The sequence below is a fragment of the Thermoflexibacter ruber genome, from assembly GCF_900113045.1.
GTDB lineage: Bacteria > Bacteroidota > Bacteroidia > Cytophagales > Thermoflexibacteraceae > Thermoflexibacter > Thermoflexibacter ruber.
Map to the genome: position 1 here is coordinate 4,575 of NZ_FONY01000091.1, position 3,866 is coordinate 8,440.

Below are 3,866 nucleotides of genomic sequence, written 5' to 3' on the forward strand. Positions count from 1 at the left end.
ATACTGTCCTGTATTCCAGTTATATTTTGGCATCATCCCATCAGGGTCAATAAATACAATAGGATTGTTGTAAACGTATGAATAAATGCTATGCCTTCTACCTTTTTCAGCAAGCGGGTCTATACTATGCCACCTCCCTATCTGTGCATCATAATTCCTCGCTCCATAATCTATCCAATTCAAGCCCAATTCAGTTTGTTTCTCCTTGCCATTAAAAGTAAACTTATTCTCCACATTCGGACTTGGTGCAGTGTAATCTAAGCCCTTCATTCCCAAGCCAAAGGGGTAGTAAAATTAGGAATTATAAATGATGAATTATGAATGAGAAAACATAAAGTCATTTTTTCACGTCAAAAGACGTGAAAAACTATACTTTGCATAACCTACTGACTACCAAGAAATAAAACTTACCTCTACTGCTTACGCACCTACACGCCAATCAGAGATTGGAAAACCAAATGCCTTAGACACACTTCGTTTAAGTCTAAGGCAAACAGGAGGCAACCCTAATTATTTCTCTTGAATACTCATTATTGCTTCATTTAACTTATCAACATCCTCTATATCAGTATTTAAATAATAAACAAGATAATTTTTTGTTTGGAAAAAACCACAAAATTTATTACTCTGCCTTTCCACAAATATTTTAGAAGTTGACAAAGTAGCTAAAATACTTTTAGGAATTTTATCACACTCACAAAAAGTTAGCCTTTCTATCATAAAATTATTATTATGTATCTCAATAATTATTTCAATCTTATTATTTGAAAATTGATAAAAAAAAGCATTTTTAATAAAGGCTTGCCTAACAAAACGAAAAGATTTAGGTACATTTATTTTGAAGCGTTTTACTTTCAAAAAAATCTTGCCATCACTGATAAAGCGGACTTTTTTTGACTGATAAACAAGTATGCTATCTCCTATTTTATCATATATATACATAGGTTTAATACTTGTTTTATAAGTAACTGTAGGTGGTGGTATTTGAATCTGAGCATATATTTTTGCTTCAAACAAATAAGATAGAATAATAAAAAATGCAAAATATGTATATTTCATTTTTGATTACTGGTTTAAAACTTTGGTAGCTAATTTTTTAAAATCATCCCATTTCATAGTATGATTTGTACTTGAATTATTGTAAAAAGAAACTTTCCGTACTTGATTTGGTGTAAGATTACCATTACTCTCTATTACAGTTGTTTCCATACCTATCACCCAACTATTGGCTGTTGTTACTTTCCTCTGACGTTCTTTTAAGCCTCTATAATTGTAATCTCCATCTCCGCCGACTTTTCCTGCCTCTCCAGAAGGGGTTGGACTTGATGCTATAAAAGACCCGTCAGTATTTATTTCATAGTCGCTAGGATGGGTATGAACATCAAATTCAGTTATTTTCCCTTGACCTTCTAATTCTTCATAACCAAGACCAAGAGACACTTCTCCTTTTTCACCATTAGTAAGTAAAGACGAAGTGCTGCCATCTGTTGCCGCAACAAAACCATGCTCATTGCCTGTTTCATCTTGTTTTCTTATTGCTTCTTCTGCTCTTGCTATGATTTTTTGTGATATTGAAACCCCACTTTTAACAGAACTTAGCTGGGTAAGTCCTCCTGCTTTGCTTGTCTTTTCTATTGTTTTGGCTTCATCTTTATTGAAAACAATGTATTTTTTATTATCATTTATCCCATCAGAGCCAATTTTTTTACCATTACTACTGTAAAAATCCCCAAGCGGCGCCATTCCATCAGGGTCAATAAACCTAATTGGATTATTGAAAGCATAATTGTAAGGCGACCACCTACGCATTTTCTCAGCCAGAGGGTCTATACTATGCCACCTCCCTATCTGAGCATCATAGTTCCTCGCCCCGTAGTCGTGCCAGTGCAGCCCAAGTTCTGTCTGCTTCTCCTTGCCATTGAAGGTAAACTTATTCTCCACATTCGGACTTGGTGCAGTGTAATCTAAGCCCTTCATGCCCAAGCCGAAGGAGAGTAAAATTAGGAATTATAAATGATGAATTATGAATGAAAATGCAATTTTTCATGTCTTTTGACGCGGGGTGCAACACGTGAAAAACTCGCCCCTATATATAGACCACCAAGACAATAAAACTCTTCGCACCTACACGCCAATAGAGATTGGCAAAGCAAATGCCTTAGACATACTTCGTTTAGGTCTAAGGCAAACGGGGTCGCAAAGTTCGACCAGTAAGATTTTACCAGCAAAATTTACATTACTGCCAGCTCCTTATGTCTATTGGTAGAAACTCATCATCTATGTACTCAATGTAATTGTCTTTTTCATTTACTGAAAGAATATAAGAAATTTTGTGAAGAAATTTTGTAAAAAAATCTTCTATTGAATTTCCTACAATGAGATAATCTTGGCTGTAAATATTATTTATGTAGCCTACTACATAAGTTTTTTGGTTTGATTCGTAGATAAGTCCAAAGTTGTCACCTTTACTTGTTATCATGAAACTGATAAATTTTTCTTTCAATAATAAATTACCTTCCCATAAGGAATAATTTAGGTTAAAAAAATCAATAAGCTTCCTATTTTTAAATCCTGAAATACAGTAATCCATAAGAGATATACCATTACTAAATAAATATAGTTGCAAAAGTTGTTCATCAAATACAACATTTAGTAATTTCTCATATGATTTAATTAATGCATTGTCAGCTGGAGGATATAAAGTTACCTTATGAGGATATTGCAATGACAAATCTTTTATTTGTTCTAATATTTTTTTCATCAAATTAATTTTGTTTAATTATTGCGTTAATATTATTTACCCAAGGTTCAATAATGGAGTCTATTAATTTGGCATATCTTTGTACTTGTCCTTGTGTTGGATTGGGGAAAGCTTTTTTGAAAGCTCCCCATAAGGGAGTAACTTGTTGTTGATGCAACCATGTCGGTATTGCTGATAAATTAGATAAATTATCAATTGCCTGATTACCAAATAAACGCCTGTAATCTTGAGGAATTCGATGATGTATTTGCATCAAACCTGTGCCAATAAAACGTGAAAATTGAGGAAATGCTTTATAGAAAGCTGTAGCGTAACCTCTTGCTCTGAAAATATTGGCTTGCTTGATATTATCTCCAGAATCACTCCCACCAATTTGAAACTCACTCTCTACAATTATAATTAGCATATCAAACACATTTTTTACAACCTCTGTTCCGAAATCATTTCCAAAAGATATAATTCTTATTTCTCCTTCTTCTATAAAAATGATGTGTGCCTTACTACCTAAAAATGATCTTGCAATGATGTCCCCCTTTCTGTTAGCATAAAAATCATGTGCCATATTTAAATAGCCTCGACCAGAAAAGTCATTCCATGCTCTTTCTAATATATTTTGGGGATTTGTAAATCCATTTTGTCCATTATCATCTCCATTTAACTCACCCCACATATTATTTATTGCTGTTTGATTTAAAAAGTCTTGCCATTGTTGCTGTTTTTGTGCCTTCTTCTTTTCTTCTCTTTCTTGATTGGGGTCGGGTCCTGGTGGAGTTGCAGCAGCACTGTCCTGATTCGCCAGACCAAGTGGGTCGTTGAATTTTATCGGATTATTATACCCAAACTGATAAGGATTAATCCCTGTAAACAAGTCTGCCAGTGGGTCTATCTGGTGAAACCTCCCTAACTGTGGGTCGTAGCTCCTAAACGCTGTTTCATGCCAGTGGAGATTTAGCTTGGTTTCCTTCTCTGTCTGTCCATTAAAAGTAAACTTATTCTCTGTATTCGGATTTGGTGCAGTGTAATCCAAGCCCTTCATGCCCAAGCCGAAGAGAACAGGGAAAACTGACAATAGCAAAAAGATTTATACTTGTTGATTGGCTATATA

At 34.4% G+C, this 3,866-nt stretch carries 5 protein-coding genes and 1 pseudogene; 1 reads left to right on the forward strand and 5 read right to left on the reverse strand.

Annotated features, from left to right (window positions below):
• The 3 genes and pseudogenes from BM141_RS22080 to BM141_RS22090 form a co-directional block, all read right to left on the reverse strand.
• Positions 1–279 (reverse strand): annotated as a pseudogene (locus BM141_RS22080) (RHS repeat domain-containing protein); the annotation flags it as partial.
• 231 nt (positions 280–510) lie between these two features.
• A complete protein-coding gene (locus BM141_RS22085) occupies positions 511–1,059 on the reverse strand; it encodes a hypothetical protein (protein WP_143091078.1) in 549 nt (182 codons plus the stop codon).
• 6 nt (positions 1,060–1,065) lie between these two features.
• A complete protein-coding gene (locus BM141_RS22090) occupies positions 1,066–1,977 on the reverse strand; it encodes an RHS repeat domain-containing protein (protein ID WP_091549602.1) in 912 nt (303 codons plus the stop codon).
• A gap of 94 nt (positions 1,978–2,071) precedes the next feature.
• Here BM141_RS22090 and BM141_RS22705 point away from each other — a divergent pair, with 94 nt between their 5' ends.
• Positions 2,072–2,266, forward strand: a complete 195-nt coding sequence (locus BM141_RS22705) for a hypothetical protein (RefSeq protein WP_143091079.1) — start codon at positions 2,072–2,074, stop codon at positions 2,264–2,266.
• On the opposite strand, the gene BM141_RS22095 is transcribed toward BM141_RS22705, so the two are convergent.
• Positions 2,237–2,761 (reverse strand): SMI1/KNR4 family protein, encoded by a 525-nt coding sequence (locus tag BM141_RS22095; protein WP_143091080.1) that lies wholly within the window; start codon positions 2,759–2,761, stop codon positions 2,237–2,239. The two genes, BM141_RS22705 and BM141_RS22095, sit on opposite strands and share 30 nt — an antisense overlap.
• A 4-nt stretch (positions 2,762–2,765) precedes the next feature.
• A complete protein-coding gene (locus BM141_RS22100) occupies positions 2,766–3,797 on the reverse strand; it encodes an RHS repeat domain-containing protein (protein WP_091549604.1) in 1,032 nt (343 codons plus the stop codon).
• Between the last annotated feature and the right edge of the window lie 69 nt (positions 3,798–3,866).

Bases quoted from the DNA above. Each gene is read 5' to 3' on its own strand.
- BM141_RS22085 (WP_143091078.1), bottom strand. From the start codon at position 1,059: ATGAAATATACATATTTTGCATTTTTTATTATTCTATCTTATTTGTTT.
- BM141_RS22090 (WP_091549602.1), bottom strand. From the start codon at position 1,977: ATGAAGGGCTTAGATTACACTGCACCAAGTCCGAATGTGGAGAATAAG.
- BM141_RS22095 (WP_143091080.1), bottom strand. From the start codon at position 2,761: ATGAAAAAAATATTAGAACAAATAAAAGATTTGTCATTGCAATATCCT.
- BM141_RS22100 (WP_091549604.1), bottom strand. From the start codon at position 3,797: ATGAAGGGCTTGGATTACACTGCACCAAATCCGAATACAGAGAATAAG.